Source organism: Streptomyces sp. NPDC050704, from assembly GCF_040654355.1.
GTDB lineage: Bacteria > Actinomycetota > Actinomycetes > Streptomycetales > Streptomycetaceae > Streptomyces.
Map to the genome: position 1 here is coordinate 1 of NZ_JBFAHW010000073.1, position 18,086 is coordinate 18,086.

General features: G+C 67.3%; 16 protein-coding genes and 3 pseudogenes. 11 read left to right on the plus strand and 8 right to left on the minus strand.

The window, feature by feature from the left end; genetic code table 11:
• Positions 1-428: pseudogene (locus tag AB0I18_RS33840) on the plus strand (sulfate ABC transporter substrate-binding protein); the annotation flags it as partial.
• A 108-nt stretch (positions 429-536) separates the two neighbouring features.
• Here the strand turns inward: AB0I18_RS33840 and AB0I18_RS33845 are convergent.
• From AB0I18_RS33845 to AB0I18_RS33855, 3 genes and pseudogenes are all read right to left on the minus strand, one after another.
• Positions 537-840, minus strand: a pseudogene (locus AB0I18_RS33845) (transposase); the annotation flags it as partial.
• Between the two features lie 94 nt (positions 841-934).
• Positions 935-1,339: a nuclear transport factor 2 family protein gene (locus AB0I18_RS33850; protein WP_363109486.1), complete on the minus strand. Its 405-nt coding sequence runs from the start codon at positions 1,337-1,339 to the stop codon at positions 935-937.
• A 166-nt stretch (positions 1,340-1,505) separates the two neighbouring features.
• Positions 1,506-1,946: a VOC family protein gene (locus tag AB0I18_RS33855; protein ID WP_363109487.1), complete on the minus strand. Its 441-nt coding sequence runs from the start codon at positions 1,944-1,946 to the stop codon at positions 1,506-1,508.
• A 349-nt stretch (positions 1,947-2,295) separates the two neighbouring features.
• On the opposite strand from AB0I18_RS33855, the pseudogene AB0I18_RS33860 reads away from it, so the two are divergent.
• Positions 2,296-3,459 (plus strand): annotated as a pseudogene (locus AB0I18_RS33860) (pectate lyase); the annotation flags it as partial.
• A 167-nt stretch (positions 3,460-3,626) separates the two neighbouring features.
• Positions 3,627-4,517, plus strand: coding sequence for a class I SAM-dependent methyltransferase (locus tag AB0I18_RS33865; protein WP_363109488.1), 891 nt, complete (start codon positions 3,627-3,629; stop codon positions 4,515-4,517).
• Positions 4,518-4,637: 120 nt separating this feature from the next.
• Here AB0I18_RS33865 and AB0I18_RS33870 read toward each other — a convergent pair whose 3' ends face one another.
• Together AB0I18_RS33870 and AB0I18_RS33875 are read right to left on the minus strand one after the other, a co-directional pair.
• Entirely contained in the window at positions 4,638-5,216 is a 579-nt protein-coding gene (locus AB0I18_RS33870) for a dihydrofolate reductase family protein (RefSeq protein WP_363109489.1), read from the minus strand.
• A 463-nt stretch (positions 5,217-5,679) separates the two neighbouring features.
• On the minus strand, positions 5,680-6,078 hold the full coding sequence (locus tag AB0I18_RS33875; protein ID WP_363109490.1) for a helix-turn-helix domain-containing protein: 399 nt from the start codon (positions 6,076-6,078) through the stop codon (positions 5,680-5,682).
• A 222-nt stretch (positions 6,079-6,300) separates the two neighbouring features.
• Here AB0I18_RS33875 and AB0I18_RS33880 point away from each other — a divergent pair, with 222 nt between their 5' ends.
• Positions 6,301-7,197 carry an NAD(P)-binding domain-containing protein gene (locus tag AB0I18_RS33880; RefSeq protein WP_363109491.1) on the plus strand — a complete coding sequence of 299 codons (897 nt, stop codon included), beginning with the start codon at positions 6,301-6,303 and terminating at the stop codon, positions 7,195-7,197.
• Here AB0I18_RS33880 and AB0I18_RS33885 read toward each other — a convergent pair.
• Positions 7,172-8,311: an amidinotransferase gene (locus AB0I18_RS33885; RefSeq protein ID WP_363109521.1), complete on the minus strand. Its 1,140-nt coding sequence runs from the start codon at positions 8,309-8,311 to the stop codon at positions 7,172-7,174. The two genes, AB0I18_RS33880 and AB0I18_RS33885, sit on opposite strands and share 26 nt — an antisense overlap.
• A gap of 345 nt (positions 8,312-8,656) precedes the next feature.
• On the opposite strand from AB0I18_RS33885, the gene AB0I18_RS33890 reads away from it, so the two are divergent.
• Complete coding sequence (locus AB0I18_RS33890; RefSeq protein ID WP_363109492.1) at positions 8,657-8,839, plus strand: hypothetical protein; 183 nt, start codon at positions 8,657-8,659, stop codon at positions 8,837-8,839.
• Positions 8,840-8,870: 31 nt separating this feature from the next.
• A complete protein-coding gene (locus tag AB0I18_RS33895; RefSeq protein ID WP_363109493.1) occupies positions 8,871-9,026 on the plus strand; it encodes a hypothetical protein in 156 nt (51 codons plus the stop codon).
• Positions 9,027-9,168: 142 nt separating this feature from the next.
• Here the strand turns inward: AB0I18_RS33895 and AB0I18_RS33900 are convergent, their stop codons facing one another.
• A complete protein-coding gene (locus AB0I18_RS33900; RefSeq protein ID WP_363109494.1) occupies positions 9,169-10,044 on the minus strand; it encodes a carbon-nitrogen hydrolase family protein in 876 nt (291 codons plus the stop codon).
• Entirely contained in the window at positions 10,044-10,880 is an 837-nt protein-coding gene (locus AB0I18_RS33905) for a flavin reductase family protein (RefSeq protein WP_363109495.1), read from the minus strand. The genes AB0I18_RS33900 and AB0I18_RS33905 overlap by 1 nt, the downstream gene beginning before the upstream one ends.
• A gap of 412 nt (positions 10,881-11,292) precedes the next feature.
• On the opposite strand from AB0I18_RS33905, the gene AB0I18_RS33910 reads away from it, so the two are divergent.
• The 5 genes from AB0I18_RS33910 to AB0I18_RS33930 all read left to right on the plus strand — a co-directional run bounded on the left by AB0I18_RS33910 (position 11,293) and on the right by AB0I18_RS33930 (position 18,069).
• The gene (locus AB0I18_RS33910; protein ID WP_363109496.1) at positions 11,293-13,191 is read left to right on the plus strand and encodes a WD40 repeat domain-containing protein; all 1,899 of its coding nucleotides are present in this window, start codon (positions 11,293-11,295) and stop codon (positions 13,189-13,191) included.
• Between the two features lie 69 nt (positions 13,192-13,260).
• A complete protein-coding gene (locus AB0I18_RS33915; protein WP_363109497.1) occupies positions 13,261-14,475 on the plus strand; it encodes an MFS transporter in 1,215 nt (404 codons plus the stop codon).
• A gap of 29 nt (positions 14,476-14,504) precedes the next feature.
• On the plus strand, positions 14,505-16,382 hold the full coding sequence (locus AB0I18_RS33920; protein ID WP_363109498.1) for a WD40 repeat domain-containing protein: 1,878 nt from the start codon (positions 14,505-14,507) through the stop codon (positions 16,380-16,382).
• Positions 16,379-17,101: a GTP cyclohydrolase II gene (gene ribA / locus AB0I18_RS33925; protein ID WP_363109499.1), complete on the plus strand. Its 723-nt coding sequence runs from the start codon at positions 16,379-16,381 to the stop codon at positions 17,099-17,101. The genes AB0I18_RS33920 and ribA overlap by 4 nt, the downstream gene beginning before the upstream one ends.
• Positions 17,098-18,069 (plus strand): SUMF1/EgtB/PvdO family nonheme iron enzyme, encoded by a 972-nt coding sequence (locus AB0I18_RS33930; RefSeq protein WP_363109500.1) that lies wholly within the window; start codon positions 17,098-17,100, stop codon positions 18,067-18,069. Before ribA ends, AB0I18_RS33930 begins: the two co-directional genes overlap by 4 nt.
• The last annotated feature ends 17 nt before the right edge of the window (positions 18,070-18,086 follow it).

Sequence of the window (18,086 nt, forward strand, 5' to 3'; positions counted from 1 at the left end):
GCAAGGTGCTGCTCGACGAGGCCGACCTGTGGCCGGACAAGAAGTTCGTGATCACGAACATCATCGTGTCGCAGAAGTTCCTCAAGGAGCACCCGGACGTCGTCGAGGCCGTACTGCGCGGCTCGGTGAAGACCAACAAGTGGATCAACGCCAACCCGGAGGAGGCCAAGGCGGCCGCCAACACGGCCCTCAAGGAGGAGTCCGGCAAGTCGCTGCCCGCCGAGGTCATCGACCCGGCCTGGAAGTCCATCACCTTCCTCGACGATCCGCTGGCCGCGACCCTCGGCACCGAGGCGGAGCACGCGGTCAAGGCGGGCCTGCTGGAGAAGCCCGACCTGAAGGGCATCTACGACCTCGCCCCGCTCAACAAGGTCCTCAAGGCCGAGGGCGAGGACAAGGTCGACGACGCCGGTCTGGGCGCCGAGTAACGGCAACCGGGCGCCGACGAGTTCCCAGGAGGCGCCGACCGTGGCCGACACGTTCGCCAACGCTACCGAGGACGCCACGGCGGTGACCTGCACCGCCCGTATCGAGGTTGGCCCCAGCCGCAGGGCGTCCAGGTGTACGCCGACACCAGGATCTGGCACCAGGAGGTGCGGCCGTAGACGTGGCAGAACAAGCGGTCTGGGCTGGTCGGCGCGTCCGGCGGAGCCAGTGGTTGACGTCCACCGCCAGGACCAGACGCCCGTCGGCGGCCTCGGACTGCGGCAATCCGGCCAATACCTGCCGCAGTCGCGGCACATCGACGTTGCCGCTGTTCAGCGCGTCGTACATGGCGCCGTGCCCGCGCCGATGCTCGGCCGTCAGCGTGAGGTCCACCGGCGTGGTCACCGGGCCGTCCGCCTGTCCGGCGAGTCCCCGGGCTAGCAAGCGCGTGCGATGCGACGTTCGAGGCCAGAGGTTGAAAGACAAGCTGAGCGAGCCCGCCGGAGGATCAGTCGCCGAAGTAGGCCTTGGCAACGGCGTAGCTGTCCTCGTAGAGGTGGTAACGGGTGATCCGCCCGTCCCGGACCGTGGTGTGCAGGGCGAACGCGGTGTCGATGTCCCGGCCCGTCTTCTTGACCTCGGAGATCATGCGCCCGATGAGCACCACATCGTCGCCCTCGGCGATGACCTGGCGGAGGTCGAACTCCTTGGCTTGCACATGGATCTGCAGCAGTTCGAAGAACGTCCGCATGCCCTCCGCCGAGTCGACCTCCGGTACCCACGGAATGCCCGGCGGGTGCGGGATCGAGAACGACACCGAGTCGGCGAACAGCGCCGCCGCCTCCGCACTCTTCCCCTCGGCGAGCAGCGGGAACAAACGTTGCACAGTCTGCGCCGGTGACTCTGCTGTCATGCGTGTCGACCTTACAGGTCGGATATGCGGTGCAAGCCCATCAAGCCCTGATTCAAGAGGACCCTCGGGCCGTGCCGACATGCGCCGTAGCCGCGAGTCAGCTGAGGCGGGGCCAGGCCGGGCCGGGCCCACCTGCCCTGTGGGTGCACGGCCCCGTCGGAGGGCTTCAGCTGAGCTCCTCGGCGAGTCCGACGACGATGCCCTCGGGGCCGCGGACGTAGCAGAGCCGATAGATGTTCTCGTACTGCACGATCTCGCCGACGAGTTCGGCACCGTGGGCCCGCAGGCGGGCAACGACGTCCTCGATGTCGTCGACGGCAAACATGATGCGACGCAGGCCGAGCGTGTTCGCCGGCGCGTCTTTCGGCTCGGGGGTGATGGCCTTCGGCCTGTGGAACTTCGCCAGCTCCACTCGCCCGTGGCCGTCCGGCACCCGCAGCATGGCGATGTCCTGCCGGACGTCATCGAGCCCGATGACACGCTCCGCCCCGCGCCATTCGAGTGGCCCCTTACCCTCGAGCTCCATGCCGAGTTCGACGAAGAACGCAATGACAGCCTCAAGGTCGTCGACGACGATGAGCACGTTGTCCATCCGCTGGATCGTCATGTTGGGCCTCCTTCGTGCGGCACGGACACGGTAGCCGCTTCTGCCCCTGAGACGGAGCTGAGAAGCCGTACTGCACGGCTTGTCCCACAGCAGGTGAGGGCCGTCCGGACAGGCCTCGTCACACCTCACGGGTGTTCATGTTCGTGAATAAGGATCAAGTACGCGTCTATTGACGCGTCCACGGCAAGCCCTTAGCTTCCAAAGAAAGCGCTTGCTCCGCCTGCGATGCGACATCCGGCCAGCCACGCCATTCATGTTCTCGAACCAACCGCATCGTCGCGCTCATGTGCCGAAAAGACCACGGAAGTAGCAGCGAATCCAGCATTCAACGACGAATGGGGAGGCAAGGATGAGGCGACCAGTCGCACTCCGGCTCCATGCGGCACTGGCCACGGTGGCCCTTACGGCCGCGACCGGTGCGGTTCTGTCGATGCCCGAGGCGTCGGCAGCGACCGGTAGCGCCACCGGTTACGCGACCCAGAACGGCGGGACCACCGGCGGCGCGGGCGGGCAGACCGTACGGGCCACCACCGGAACCGCGATCCATGCGGCCCTGTGCGGCCGGGCCAGCAGCAGCACCCCGATCACCATCGAGGTCCAGGGGACCATCAACCACGGCAACACCAGCAAGGTGTCGGGCAACAGCTGCAACACCGCCGCCGGTGTGATCGAGCTCAAGGAGGTCAGCAACATCACGATCATCGGGGTCGGCAGCGGCGCCGTCTTCGACCAGTTGGGCATCCACATGCGCGACGCCCGCAACATCATCATCCAGAACGTGACCGTCCGGAACGTCAAGAAGTCGGGCTCCCCCACGTCCAACGGCGGTGACGCCATCGGCATGGAGCGCAACGTCCGCAACGTCTGGGTCGATCACACCACCCTGGAAGCGTCGGGTGGGGAGTCACAGGGGTTCGACGGTCTTTTCGACATGAAGGACAACACCCAGTACGTGACCCTCTCCTACAGCATCCTGCGCAACTCCGGCCGCGGTGGCCTCGTCGGGTCGAGTGAGAGCGACGTCTCGAACAGCTTCATCACCTACCACCACAACCGGTACGAGAACATCGACTCCCGTGCTCCCCTGCTGCGTGGCGGTACAGCCCACATGTACAACAACCACTACGTGAAACTCAACGAGTCCGGCATCAACTCCCGGGCCGGAGCCCGCGCCAAGGTGGACAACAACTACTTCGAGGACTCCAAGGACGTCCTGGGCACCTTCTACACCGACGCGGCCGGTTACTGGCAGGTCAGCGGCAACGTCTTCGACAACGTGACCTGGTCCAGCCCCGGTGACGAGAACCACCCCGCCGGCCCCAACCCGCAGTCCAACACCACTGTCAGCATCCCTTACTCCCACAGCCTCGATGCGGCCAGTTGCGTGCCGAGCATCGTGAACCGTACGGCAGGCCCCAACAAGGGCATGCAGGTGTCGGACGGCAAGTGCTGACCGCGGACGCCGGCACCAACCGCCCTCACGTCGGCACCAACTGACCCGACACCGGAGCCCATCCGGCCCGTCACACCCAACTCGGTACCGGGCGGGGCCTGTTCGACCCGAAGCCGGTCGTGCACTGGTCGAGCATCCCGGCGTGGACGAGGTCGGATCTCTCCAAGGGGATTCATCAACAGGCCCCATCCCGTCCACCGAGCGCAAGACGGCGTCACCATGAAGGTATGACGGATCCGACGGACAACCCACACGAGTCGACCGGCTCGCGCAGTGCGGACAACGTGCTGAACTCACAGCAGGCTGCGGCCTGGAACGGCTACGAGGGCCGGTACTGGGCCGACCACCAGGACCGCTACGACGGTCTCAACGACGGGGCCAACATCCCGCTCCTCGACGCCGCGGCCATCGCTCCGACCGACCGCGTCCTCGACATCGGCTGCGGCAACGGGCATACCACCCGCCTCGCCGCAGGCCGTGCCGCATACGCCCTGGGCATCGACCTGTCGGCACCCATGCTGGAGCGGGCCCGGGCGAGCGCCGTCGCCGGATCCGTCGACAACGTGGACTTCGTACAGGCCGACGCGCAGGCGTACGACTTCGAGAAGGCCGCATTCGACATCGCCATCAGCCGCTTCGGCATCATGTTCTTCGCCGACCCGGTCGAGGGTTTCGACAACATCGCCCGTGCCCTGCGCCCCGGCGGGCGCCTCGCCTTCGTCTGCCCGCAGGACTTCGACCGCATGGACCAGTCCACGGTCTTCGCGGCGATCGGAGAGCACGTACGGCTGCCGGATCTGTCACAGTCCACCGGCCCGAGCCCGCTCGCCTTCGCCGACCCGGACAACACTCGCCGGGTCCTGGCCGACGCCGGCTTCGACAACGTGGCCATCGAGGGCATCGAACAGCCCCAGTACTGGGGCGAGGACGCCGACGACGCGGCCGGCTTCCTCTTCGGCTTCGGGCCGCTGCGCCACTGGCTGCGCGAGGCGCACGCCGATTCCCTGGCGGAGCAGCGCGCCCGGCAGGCCGCGGTGGACACTTTCCGTACGTATCAGGACGACAGCGGTGTGCGGCTGATCGGCCGCTACTGGCTCGTCACCGCCGTACACCCGTGAGGCCCCGGACCCACATCGCGCACACTCGCGGCGGTCCGTGACGGCCCGCCGACGAGCTCGTCGCTGACGAAGGGACCGTACGGCCTGGCTGCTTGACAGGGTGGGGATGCATGGGCGGACTCAGACATGCAGGGTGGGCCGGTAGATGAGCTCTTGGGTGTGGCTGTCGAGCGTCCGGCACTCGATCAGTTCGAGGTCGAAGTCGGCCGCACCCTGGAAGATCGGGTCCATTCCGGTCTGACCTGTGATCACAGGGAAGAGCGTCACCTGGACGCGGTCGACGAGACCGGCGGCCATCAGCGCCCGGTTCATCGACAGGCTGCCGTGCGAGCGCAACGGCACCTCGGACTCCTCCTTGAGCCGGGCGACGACGTCGACGGCGTCACCGCTCACAACGGTCGCGTCCGGCCAGTCGAGTGATCCTTCCAGTGTCGTCGACACCACCGTTGCAGGCAGGCTCCTCATCCGCGTGACCCATGGGTCACGCACCTCGGACTCCTCGGTGCTCGATGCCAGCATCTGCGCGAACGCCCGATACGTGTTGGCCCCGAAGACCATCCGCTGCTCCTCGCCGTACAGGGCGAGGCGGTGGTCGAGGAGCTCGGGGCCCTGCTTGCCCCAGTAGCCGGTCCAGTTGCCGCCGGCGGCACCGAAACCGTCGAGGCTGGAAAAGACGTCGAAGGTGTAGGTAGCGGTCATGATTCTCTCCTCGAGTGCGGTGTGTGGGGATGCAGACCGGCAACCACGGCGAAACTCATCGGCCCTTGGACCCACGGAGTCCGGCCGGATCGGCTGCGCGCACCCGACGAGACCGGCCGGCTCCGGCCCCCAGGCCACCGAGCCCCTCCGTGGGCCTCCAGCGTGGCACGGCCGCAGCCTCCCGGGACGGCGTTCTCCTCGGTGACGACCTCGGCGAGACAGCCCCTGCCGACTTCAGTCTGCGGCCTTCGGCGTCGAGGCGGCCGTACACGGACAGGCCGGACCGGCGCAGTCGCAGCAGTCGGCGGCCATGTCGAGCAGGTGCTCGGCCCGGCGGTCGATTTCGTCGGCGACCGAGCGCAGCGCGCAGGTCGAGAGCCGAGTCCCTGAAGAGCTTGCACTGGCTCGGTGCGTACGGGCCGGGGCCCAGGTTGATCAGGGCGCTGCCCAGGCGTCGTGGGAGCTAGCCCTGCTTGCCCTTGTCGTACGTGTCCCTGGCGTGCATGACATCGGGGACGCGGCTTTCCACCCACCGGGCCAGCGACCAGACCTGGCGGCCGGCCTCCTCGCCGAGCGGGGTGAGGGAGTAGTCGACGTGCGGCGGGATGACGGGGTACGCCTCACGGCGTACGAAGCCGTCCCGCTCCAGGGTCTGGAGGGTCTGGGCGAGCATCTTCTCGCTGACGCCACCGACGGCGCGGCGCAGCTCGCTGAAGCGGTGGGTGCCGTCGAGGAGCACGGCCAGCACGAGGACGCCCCAACGGCTGGTGACGTGCTCCAGGACCAGCCGTGAGGGGCAGCTCGCGGCATTGACATCCGGCGCGAGCGACTGCGGCACCACCTGGTCTCTACTCACTGGCATAGCAGTATCTTACTTCAAGGTGTGCACTTTCCAAAAGAAAGCGCCCGCGGCGGTCGAATCGGTGCACACGGCCGCGTCCTGGTTCCGTGTCGGCACCGAAGCTCCTCCCCTGCGCACCTCTTGGTAAGTACCCACTTTTTTGTGCGTACTTGTCGCAGCTCAGGACCTCGACAAGGGTGAGGAGAGATCAGTCATGGGAGACCTCGAGGAAGAGGAGCAGCAGTGAACGGCGAAGCACCAGTGACCGTTGTCGGGCTCGGAGAGATGGGCCGGGCCCTGGCCGACGCCTTCTTGGCCGAGGGCCGGCCAGTCACTGTCTGGAACCGAACTGCCGCCAAGGCAGAGGGGGTTGTCACGCGGGGAGCGGTCCGCGCCGGTTCGGTCGCCGAGGCGGTGACCGCGAGCCCGCTGGTGGTCGTCTGCCTGCTGGACTACAGCGCCGTGCGGGAGACCCTGGAACCGGTGGCGCCGCAGCTGCACGGCAGGACCGTCGTCAACCTCACCAACGGCACTCCCGTGCAGGCCGGCGAGATGGCCGAGTGGGCGGCGGGACACGGGGCGGACTATCTGGACGGCGGCATCATGGCCGTACCGACGACCGTCGCGACACCCGAGGCATTCATTCTCTACAGCGGCGAGCAGCGGGTCTTCGACCCGCTCCGAGGAACGCTCGACGTGCTCGGCGCGGCGAAGTACCTCGGCGCGGAGGTGGGTCTCGCCTCCCTCTACGACCTGGCGTTGTTGAGCGGCTTGAACCTGATGTTCGACGGGTTCCACCACTCGGTCGCCATGGCCACCTCGCAGAAGGAGGGCACCGCGGTCGGCTTCACCGAACTTCTCGTCCCCTGGCTGACGAACATGGCTCAGTTGCTGCCCGCGTTCGCCGCGGAGGTCGACGCCGACCTGGACAGGGACGCGGAGCCTCAGCTCACCCAGGGGCTCGATGTCCAGCTCGTCGGGCTGGCCAACATCATGAACGCCTCCCGGGAGGCCGGAGTCAGCACCGCACCGCTGGAACCGTCTCTGGCCGGACTGAAAGCGCTGCTCGCCGAGGGCCGTGGCGTGTGGAGTGCGCCGGCCTCGGTGCGGCAGCTCAGGTCCGGGCCGCCGGTCGGTTGACATACGATTCGAGCTTGCCGCGACGCCGGATATCGAGTGTCGCGCAGTGGAATGAGCCGCCGAACGGCGCGTAGTGCAGCAGGTCGCACGGGATCGGCTCGAACCCCCATCCTTCAAGCGCGCGCAGCATTTCGGTGTGGTGCCGCTCGGCGATGACCCGCTTCTCGTCGATCATGAGAATGTTCATGTTGAGCCACTTGCCGCACATCGAGGTGACCTTGAGCAAGCGCTCGTCGATCGGGTTGGGGTCGGGGGCGATCAGGATGTCCCAGGAATTCAGGACGTCGGGCAGCCGGTCGACGTCGACGTATTCGGGATTGACCAGTACCTTGCCGGGCGAGATCGGGAGGAATGTCGTGTCGATGTGCATGGGCGTGCGGCAGTGGCTCTCGATTTCGTGGATGCGATAGTCCGGTCCCAGGTGGCGGCGGAGCCAGTCGATGCCCATCCGGTTGGTGACGTTGCTCCGCGTGACGAACAGGTCGCGTCCCGCGCGCACGAAATCCGCCGCGTCGAATACCGGCTCGAACTCGGTGAGGATGTAGCGCATGGGCTCGCCTGGCTCGGGGGTACGGAAGTCCGCCTCGAACAGTCCGTCGGTGAGCTGCGGCTTCGGTGCCGCCGTCCAGCGCGCGCCGCGCCGGAAGTAGTCCTTGAGGATCTGGCGATAGGCGTGGGTCTCGAAGTAGCGGCACGGCCATGCCATCGGGGTCTCGATGATCTCGTCACCGATCACGAGCATGCTGTCTCGCGGGCAGGCGTTGCAGAATCCGCGTGACGACCAGTCGGGAGTGCCGAAGCGTTGCCGGTGGTCGACCGCGGCCGGACGTCTGACCGTGATACCGAGGGACTGCAGGAGAGCGATGAACCGATCGAGCTCGTGCTGTGCCCGCTCGATCAGTACGCGCGGATACTTGAAGCCGGCCGCGAGCCCCTGCAACCGCGCCGCCCGTGAGGGGACGTTGCAGGCTACGACCGGATGGTTGGAGGGCATCGTCGCGCCATCGAGACACCCGACGATGACCTCTTCCAGCGGATCCCATTCGTTGTGTGAATTCACCGGAGAAACGAAAGGTTCCGCGGCGTTGACAGTCGCCACCGACAGCGCCGACATCACGTGTAGCCTCCAGCCCACGGACAAGCATGATTGCCGGGTGCCGCCATCGGGATTCCGAGCCTTCGCACCGCCGCCGTGCTCAACCACTTTCGTCTGTCTTCCGGGTAACCACGAATGAGCCGCCCAACCACGGACGGACCGTCAAACCGTGACGCCCCGACACTCCGCCGCGGGGGTTTGCCGGACCCCGCCACTGGGCGTGGCGGGAGCCCGCGTATGACCGCCGCGGCCACCGTCTGCGTCCTGTCCCCCGGCGCTTGGAGCACCGGCCCTCTCCTCAAGCACGTGCCCACGGGGCCGCGTCTTCGGGGTCCCCGTAATCGCGGGTGGTGCGGCCGGGGGGTGGTGAAGCTGCTGGAGCGGGTGGCCGCGGCGCGGGCGGAGGCCGGGCGGGAGACCTGTCAGCGGGTGCGGCATCTGCTGACGCCGAAGCTGAGGGGTGAGCTGGGGTTCCTGCGCGGGCTGGATGCCCACACCTTGGACTTGACGGGCCTGCCGGCTGACCGCCGCCAGGAACCGGCGTGAGCCGCAGCGCCGTCACCCGATCCTTTTGACGGTGCTCTCGCAGTCCGCTGCCGACGTGCTGGAGAGCCGGGCGCGGAGAGAGACCGGCGCGTCGCCGTTGAAGCTCGGCTACAGGAGCGGTGGCGCCAGCGGCTCGGCTTCCTGGACGCCGACCAGGAGGCTGCGCACCGACTGGTCGAGCTACTGACCGACACCAGGTACGCCCAGCAGCTGCAACGGTTGTTGGACGAACATGGCAAGCACAAGGGCGGATCGGGGAATGGGTGACCCCGGGGGGTGTCCACTAAGGATCAAGCCCTGCCAGCTCTCACGGCAACACGAGTCCAGGGTCAGTAGGGCGGCGGCGAGCTGTCACCGGATCTCCGAACCTGTCGAAGGGCCTTCTCCTCGGCGAGCATGTGCAGAAATCCGCGGACCCGCTCGATGCGGCCGGGATCGAGTTCGGCCACGACCGACTGCTCGCTGTCGGAGGGCTGGGCGCGGGCGACGAGGGTCCCATCAGGTGCGAACACCGCGCTGTCGCCGGCGGTCGGGCGGTTCGACGGGCCGCCGACAGGGTTGGTGAAGACGCTGTAAACGGTGTTCTCCAGCGCCCGGGCGGCCAGATAGACAGCGGCACGATGCTCCGCTCCAGCGGCGAAGGCACTCGGACAGAGATATGCATGCGCGCCGGAGAGGGCTGCCTGCCTGGCATGCTCCGGGAATGACATGTCATAACATATTGCGATTCCCAGCTGCCAGTCGCCCACCTGCACCATGCCGCCACCCCCCTGGCCCGCGGTGAACAGCGCAGCTTCATCCCGCTGCCACAGGTGCTCCTTGTCGTACACGACCGAGACCGTGGCCGACGGGTCGACCATCAGGACCGAGTTGGTCAGTGCCCCGTCGGCTCTGCGGACGGCCGCGCCCGTCAGTACGGTTGTGTCCGAGCGCACCGCGGCGTCCAGGAGTGGCTCCAACCGCAGGTCGTCCACCCGGTTCGCACTGTTCGCCGCGACCGTGCCGCCTTTCTGGTCGGCGTCCAGGGCGTCCAAGTCGTAGGCGCACAGATGGAGTTCGGGCAACACGGCCACACGCACTCCGGGTGCGGGGATCGAGTCCAGGAGGCCCGCCGCTCGGCGGGCGTTGCCCTCCACATCGCCGGGTTTCGCCCTGGCCTGCAGGAGACCCACGCGCAGTGCGGTGGAGGGAAGCCCGCCGGCCATCAGCGCAGGCTCACGCCGAGGCGGGCGTAACCGGGCTCCGCCCCGTCACGCTCGGCCTTGACCCTGCTCCCGGTGAGTCTCGATGCCTCGATCGGAAGGGGAAGGTCCACAAGGAAGTCCCCGTACTCGGCGGAGGGGTGGCAGCCCAGGTCGACGGTTTCCCCGTCGGACGTCAGCAGGGTCACCCGCCATTCGTCGGCTCCGTCAACCGCCGGCGCGGTCGCGGCAACCCTGAGCACGTCGTCTGCGACCACTTGAGCGGTCACCACAACGGCCATGCGCCGCAATGGTGCGCCGAGGGCGTGCATCCCCCCGTGCTTCACCAGTGGGCGGCGCTTCCTGTCGGGTAGGTGGACGGCCAAGGCTTCGCCGACATACATGGTGTGCACGGGGAAGGGGACGGTTTCCCTCAGGACGCACTCCAGGCTCACCACGCCGCCCTCCACCCAGGGGCTGCTGACGACCTCCGGCTCACCGAACGCGATGAGTTCACTGGCGGTCTTGTCAATCGTGTCCCGTGAGAAGCTACCCGCGAAATCCGCGATTTCCGGCTGGTCCTCCGAACACAGGGTGAGGCTGAACTCCCCGGTGCTCTCGATGAGCTTTCGGGAGGTGGCACGGGGGCTGAGCACGACAGCCACGTACAGCGGATCCTTGTTGACGAAGTATGCCCATTCGGCCGACATGACGTTCACGTTGTCGCCGTGCCGGACAGACACGAGCCCAACCGTTGTAGTGGCCATTTTCCAGAGTTGGGCAGGAATGTCCCGGGGCACGGCGTCGCCTCCATCATGGAAGTTGGGCAGAATTTCCGATTTGGGAAGATCTTCAAGCATCCTCGCACGTCAGGCTAACGCTCCCCCGTAAGCCGAGGGGCGAAGATCAGCCATTTGTGCCACCCTCCCGCTTCCTTGCGTCGTGTAACTTCTGGATCTCCGCAGGTCGGTCGTCATCCCTCAGGGTTAAACGCACGTAGACGTGACGTGGGTCACGCTCGGTGGTGTTGTGCTCATTATTGAAGAAGCTCAGGATTTAGTTCTGCGCAAGGTTTCCTTGTGCAGCGATCGTTCCGTCGAAAGCGGGAGGGGGTGTTTCGAAATGAAGAAGCCGATTCGCCGCAACGTGCGCGACCTCAAGTAATCGACCGGTCGGCCCGGGCCTGCCTAAATGTGGGCCCGGGCCGACTGACCGGCGAAATGGGGGATGGATCCCTCGCATCTTTGACGAAGGTAATCCTGGAGGGCTTCCATGGAGCTGACGGATCGTGTTATGAGGATCATCTGGGTCGAAGGAGAGGGCCTGGTGGTATCGGACTCCTTCGGTCGGGTCCATCTCCTCAATGAAGAACTGAGAGTGGTTCGTTCCTCCCCCCGAGTCCGGCAGGGCAGACCGCTGTACGGCTTGGTGGTGGCCGGCCGCTGGGTGATAGGACGGGACCGGATGGGGGCGGTGTTCCGGTGGTCCCTCGACACACTGGACCTGGTGAACCGCCTCGATCCGGCCACAGTGTGCGATCCCGCCACCCTGATCGAGGGAGAGGAGCCGTCTCCGGTCAGCGCCCGGGGCATCGGCGTTTGGGATGGTCGGGTCTTCGTCACGGCCGGTTATCACCACCAGATGCTGGTGATCGACCTGGAGACCTTCGACGTCCTGGAGGTCCGCCCTGGCATGTTCGGTCACAGCCCCATGGAGTGGGCGTGCACCGAACACCCGACGCTTCACGCAATATCAGACAAAGAAGGAACCCTGCGGTTCGGGAATTTCGCCGACCTGAATTTCCCGGACCACGTAAAGTTGGACGAAGGTAACATCCATCGGGTTCGTTACGACGCCCGGCACGACCGCTTCTGGTGCACCCAGGACTTCGGCGAGGGTGAGAATTCGGACATCGCCAACGGTGTCGTCGTCGTCACGGCGGACGGCGTCAAAGAGGGTGAGGTTCTCTTCGCCCGCGACGACGTGGAGTTCGTAGCCTTCTCGCCAGACTTCAGTAAGGCGTATTCCGGTGGGTTCGACGGAGAACTCCATATCTTCGACAACTCCTCGCGGGAGCTGAGGATCGAACACACGGTCACGGGCTTCTCTCATCAACTCTCCGACATCACTGTGACGCCGGCCGGCGATGTGTTTGTGCTGTGCCAGGATGGTGAGATCGTCAAACTGACCGCCGATGGCTCATTTGTCAAAGGCATGGGATTCCGCCGGCAGGCCGTCTGGGACATTCAGCCCTCGATCGAGGACCCGTCGGTGCTGTACTGCGCCACGGATTCGGGAGTAGCGGTCGTCCAGGTCCATCAGGCTGCGACGGGGCCGACCCTCCACGTCCTGGAAGACCATGTGACGGGCTACGGTTTCACCCGCCGCGTCGCCGCCGTCGAAGGCGGATGGATCGGTATCAGCCGGGACCGCCGGGTCTTCCGTTCCCGCCGGGGCGGAGAGCTGGTGTGGAGCAGGCCACTGCCCGACGCCCTGGTGCACACCGTCAAGGTTTCCCCGGACGGCTCGCGCGCGCTGGTGGCGAGCAATGCCTGTGCCACGGAACTGGATGCCGGCACCGGCGAGACACTGGCGACCCTGGGCGTGGATGACCTGCCCGTGTGGACGGGTACCTACCTGCCGGACGGCGATCTCGTGCTGGGCACCCGGAACGGCGTCATCGCCGTCTTCGGACAGGGGCAGAGCGAACCGAAATGGCGCCTCGACCAGGGCCAGTACCCCAAACGCATGTGGGCGCAGGACGGCTTCGTCTATGTCGTCGGGGAAGGCGGTCTCAAGGAGATCGCGATCGGGCAGGGCGTGACACGAACGTGGAGAGATCTCCTCTCGAACACCCCCGAGAACGCCGTCGTGAACGAGGGCCTGGTCTGCGTCAGCTCGTACGGCATGCAAGTGGCCGCGTACACCTACGAGGCCAACGACTTCGTCGGCTTCATGGAGGATCTGCCCGACTACCCGAAGGCGTTGAAGATCGTTCGTGACGGTGCGGGCCTGCCGTTCCTTCTCCTCGGATGTCGCACCGGGCTTCTGTCGCTCTACCAGCTGAGCAAACCGGCGGAGGAAGGCACGTTTGCGAAGCTGGAGGACGTCTGGCTGCCCCGCAGGAGTGCCACGTACACGCTGGACCGGCACAGTGCCCTCGCCTACTGATCGAACGGACGAATGACCTCACCTGCAACAGGCGAAACGGAACCGGCTCCCTGGCGGGATCGCCGCTTTGTGATCTTCGCGTCCGGGAACTTCGTCAACAACATGGGCGAGGCCGCGTACAAGGTCGGTCTCCCGCTGTTCGCGTACGAGTTGACGGGTTCACTAGCGACAATGTCGCTGCTGGCGGCGCTCACACCGGCCATGCTGTTGATCAGCCCGTGGCTCGGGGCGGCAGTGGACCGCTGGGGGCCGCGTGTGTTCGTCGTGCCCGGTCTGCTGGTGCAGCTCGTCGGGGCCGTGTCGCTCAACCTTGTCGTGCTGGCCGATCATGTCTCCGTCGGGGTGCTGTTCGGTCTCACCGCGATGATCCAACTGGGCGGCGAGATATACCGGATGGGCTGGATCACGGGCGTACCGGGCATGTTCCCCGAGAACGCGGCTCGGTCGAGAGCCGTGCTCAGCAGTCTGTTCGTGACGTCGAACATCGTCGGTCCGCTGCTGGTGGCCGCCGGGGTCGGTCTCGTCGGGTATCTGGGGCTGATGTGGTTCAACGCGGCCACATTCCTCGCGCCCATCGTGGTCTGGCTGATCGGCGTTCACCCGCCGGCCCGGACGCATACGTCGGGGCAGAAGCGACCAGGACTGGCACGGTCGGTCGTCGAGGGCTGGCACGTCGTCAGGGCCGAGAAACGCGTGTGGTACGTGCAGCTCACCGCGCTGCCACTGCATTTCGTCAGCGGTATCGGCGTCCTCTCCTTCATGGTGTGGTACCTGCGCGACCACTGGCACATCGCGGCCAGCGGAGTCAGCGCGGCTCAGGCGATCGCCAACCTGGGGGCCCTGGCCGGCAGTGTCTACATCGCGGCGCGTGCGCGGACCCGTCCCCGGGTGGTCCTGGCCGCCTCCGCCATCGTCATGACGGGCGCGCTGTTCCTCATGGCGCTGCCCTCGGCATGGAGTTTCATGGCGTGCATGGTCGCGTTCTTCACCGTGCGCTCGGCCATGACGGCGGTGTCCGCGATGATCATCGTGAAGTATCTGCCGTCCGAGTTCGTGGGGCGGGCCGAGGGCCTGTTCAACCTCATGGGCGGTGCGACCGTCCTGCTCGCACCCTTGCTCATTCCGATGGTGCAGGGGGCGTGGGGCAGCACCGCGGTCCTGATCATGCTCGGTACCTCCGCAGCGCTCTCCCTCGTCTGCCTGGCCCGCTTCTGGCCACGGTGGACCGACACCAGCGCCCCACCGGCCGCCACTCCCGAGGAACGGACGGCCACCAGCCAGTAACCCAGTTCCCAAGGGACAAGGGATCGACTATGCGTACGATCGACCTGCCGGAAAACCCGTCGGGGCATGCAGCCCCCCTCACCCACGTGACGTTCCGTGCCGATGGCTTACGCCTGGCGAGCGCCTCGTACGACGGCACCGTGATCGTCTGGGACACCAGCACACCGGCCCGCCCGGTCCGGCTGGCCAGGCTCAGACACCGACGCCTGGTCAACTCCTCGGCGTGGAACCCGGTCACCCCCTCACTGCTCGCCACCGCATCCGCCGACAAGACCGCGGCCGTCTGGCGTGTGGAGGACGACGGAGCCAGCCGCCTGGTCACCGTCCTGGCCCGGCACACCGACGACATCAACTCGGTCGCCTGGATGCCGGACGGCCGCAGGCTCATCTGCGTGTCGGAGGACGGCCGCGCCACGGTGTGGGACGCGATCACCGGAGCCTTCCTGTCCGAGATCGGCTCGCACACCGCGCACTGCATGATGGTGTCGGTGAGCGCCCAGGGCCTGGTCGCCACAGTGGGCGAGGACGGCCTCGTATCAGTGACGGCTCCCGACGGGAACGCGAGTCCCACCACCCGCCGCTACGCCTCGTCCATCGAGGGCTGCTCCTGGTCGCACGACGGCACGACCCTGGCGGTCGCCCGGGACGACGGCACGGTCGAGCTGCTCTCAACCGAGTTGGAGACCCTCGCCTCCTTCCAGGTGTCCCGGTCGGCGGCGCGCAGTGTCGAGTGGTCCGCCGACGGCGAGTCGCTCGTCATCGGTGCCTACGAAGGCGGCCTGCATTTCTACGACCGCTCAGGAAAGCAGCTGGGTCAGGTCTCCGATCCACGGATCTGGCCCAGGTCCGTGTCCACGGCCGGTGGCCTCGTCGCCGCAGGCAGCTTCTGGGGCGAACCCCACCTGCTCGCCTTGGAGGACGGCAGGGAACTGTACGCGCCCACGACCCCCACACACGGCCCCAACGCGCTCGCCCGCAGGGGTGAGCAGCTCCTCGTCGGCTGCGATTCCGGCGCGGTCGTGGCCCTCGACCCCGACGATCCGGGAACACCCCCGCAGGTTCACCAGGTCGCTGACGGCCCCGTCCTCTCCTTGGCCGTACGGGGCGATGTCATCTACGCCGGGACCTACGACGGCAGGGTCATCAGCTGGGCCGGCGGACCGGACAACGGAGCGCGCACGGTGGGGGAACCACTCGGTGCGCCCGTTCCCTCCCTGTGCCTGGACGGCGACGTCCTCGTGGCCGGCACCTACAACGGTGAACTGGTCGCACTCGACCCCGACACGCTCGAAGTGATCGACAGCCAGGAGGCCCATGGCGGATCGGTCAAGTCCCTCGCTTCCCTCGGACACCCGGGCTTTCTGTCGGCGGCGACCGACCGCACCGTGGCGTCCGGCGTGTACGGCGACCGCGTGACCCTGTGGGAGCACGGCAACCTGGTCAACGCCGTCGCCCAGCTCGACGGATCCATCGTGGCCAGCGCGTCCCGCGACCACACCGTGAAGGTGGGCCGCCTGGTCACCGGGCGGCAGGACGACCTCGGCGTTCCGGTCCGCCAAGACCGTGCCGCCGACATCCAGACCTTGCTCGGCCCCGATGAGTCCGTCAAATGTGTCGGTCTCCTCGGCTGCCCTGACAGCCCAGTGGTGCTGGCAGGCTCCTACGACTTCGGCCTGTACCTCTGGGAGATCGACTGGTCGTCCAGCGCTGCCACGCTCGCCTCCGGCCGTGTCGTCGACGAGTTCGGACAGGGGCTGTCCTGCATGTTCGCCTGGGACAGTGACCGCGTCGTGGTCGCGGGCTGGGACGGCCGGATCGCCGTGGTGGGCCGCGCCCCAGGGGCCCAAGGTGCCATGGGCGTGCTTTCCTCGATCCGTCTCAACGAGCTTCTGGCGGTGGCCGCATGACGGGCCTGACGACCTCCGACACGCTCGCGCAAACTCCTGGCACGCCTTTGGAGAACGCGGTGGTCCTCCGGGCGAGGGTGGGTATCGTCCTGCGCCGGGCCGCCGGACGCCGTGCCGAGTTGGTGACCTTCGAAGGACTGCCCGACGGTGCCGAGCACGTGGTGTGTGTCGTGCCGCCACCCCCTGGTGCCGCGTCCCTCACCACGGCCGCCGCCCCTCTGGTGCGCCTGCACAGTGAGTGCCTGACCGGGGATGTCTTCGGCTCGTCCCGGTGCGACTGCGGCCCTCAACTCGACGAGGCGCTAGAGCGCATCGCGGCCGAGGGTGGTGCCGTGGTCTACCTGCGGCAGGAGGGTCGCGGCATCGGCCTCTACAACAAGCTCGACGCGTATCTGCTCCAGGATCAGGACATCGACACCTTCGAGGCCAACCGGCGCCTGGGGCGCGGTGCCGACGAGCGCGACTATGCCGCTGCGGCAGCCATGCTCCTGACCCTCGGCTTCTCCCGGGTACGGCTGCTGACCAACAATCCCGACAAGGTGAATCAGCTCCGGAACCTGGGCGTGGACATCGAGAAGGTCGTCCCCACCGGGGTGCACGTCACCCGCGAGAACATCCGCTACCTGGAGGCGAAGGCGCGTATCGGCGGCCATCTGCTGAGCGGGCTGGTCGACCGGACGGCCGACGCCCCGTCCGACTCGGAGGAGGGACCGCTGTGAGACTGGCCGATGTGGCTCACTCACCCCATTTCAAGGAGCACGCCGACCTTGCGGTGCCCGGACGCGTACCCGGCCCCGGGCACGGCATCCATGACATCTCCGGAGCCGACCCGGCGAGCCTCGTGGCCACCCTGGGAGATCCGGACGTTCCCCTCGCGGGCCGGCTGGCCGCAGGGGCCCTGCTCGGTCTGATCGGCGACCCCCGCATCGGGCCCGTACCCGACACCGTCCGTGTCCCGGCGGTCGCTGCCACGATCGGCCTGCCTGCGAGCCAGGTGGAACCGGTCACGCGCGCCTGGTCACACGTAGGCGTCGAGGAGGACTGGATCGCCAAGGAGACCCCGCCACATACCGTGGACCTCGCCGAGTTCTGGATTGCCGTGTATCCGGTCACCAACAGCGAGTACGTGCGGTTCCTGCGGGAGACCGGCCACGAGAGCCGGCCCACCACCTGGCACCTGGGGGCCTATCCCTGGGACCGTGCCAACCATCCGGTGGCCGGGGTCGAGGCGGAGGACGCCGACCGCTACGCGGCTTGGCTCAGTTCCGAGACCGGCCATCCGTGGCGGCTGCCCACCGAAGCGGAGTGGGAGTACGCCGCCACGGGCCCCGAGGGGCGCGAGTTTCCCTGGGGCGACGAGTTCGACGCCGACGCGGCCAACACCCGTGAGAGCGGCGTCCACACCACCACCCCCGTCGGCGCCTTCCCGACGGGCCGGTCCCCGTTCGGCGCCCACGACATGGGCGGCAATGTCGAGGAGTACGTGTCCGACAGCTACATGCCGTACCCAGGCGGCCCGTTCGTGGACGACCATCTGGTGCAGACCATGGGTACGTACCGCGTCGCCCGAGGTGGCAGTTTCTGCCGCTTCGGCGACCTGGCCCGGACCCGGCGACGACACGGTGCCTTCCCCGGCCCTCTCTACCCCGTGGGATTCCGTGTGGCGTCCGGCGAGCGGCCCGCATGATCCCGCCGCGGGCGCAT